Origin of the sequence: Paenibacillus sp. A3M_27_13 (assembly GCF_024213315.1) — a bacterium.
In the GTDB taxonomy this organism is placed as follows: domain Bacteria; phylum Bacillota; class Bacilli; order Paenibacillales; family Paenibacillaceae; genus Paenibacillus; species Paenibacillus polymyxa_B.
In genome coordinates, this window is record NZ_JANAVE010000030.1 from 1 (window position 1) to 544 (window position 544).

The 544-nt window shown below is 55.5% G+C and carries 1 rRNA gene; it reads left to right on the forward strand.

Features of this window, described 5'->3' with window-relative positions:
* Positions 1-524, forward strand: a 16S ribosomal RNA gene (locus NLX82_RS27475); the annotation flags it as partial.
* Between the last annotated feature and the right edge of the window lie 20 nt (positions 525-544).

Sequence of the window (544 nt, forward strand, 5' to 3'; positions counted from 1 at the left end):
CTTTCCTTCGGGACAGAGGAGACAGGTGGTGCATGGTTGTCGTCAGCTCGTGTCGTGAGATGTTGGGTTAAGTCCCGCAACGAGCGCAACCCTTATGCTTAGTTGCCAGCAGGTCAAGCTGGGCACTCTAAGCAGACTGCCGGTGACAAACCGGAGGAAGGTGGGGATGACGTCAAATCATCATGCCCCTTATGACCTGGGCTACACACGTACTACAATGGCCGGTACAACGGGAAGCGAAATCGCGAGGTGGAGCCAATCCTAGAAAAGCCGGTCTCAGTTCGGATTGTAGGCTGCAACTCGCCTACATGAAGTCGGAATTGCTAGTAATCGCGGATCAGCATGCCGCGGTGAATACGTTCCCGGGTCTTGTACACACCGCCCGTCACACCACGAGAGTTTACAACACCCGAAGTCGGTGGGGTAACCCGCAAGGGAGCCAGCCGCCGAAGGTGGGGTAGATGATTGGGGTGAAGTCGTAACAAGGTAGCCGTATCGGAAGGTGCGGCTGGATCACCTCCTTTCTATGGAGAATCGTTTCCTG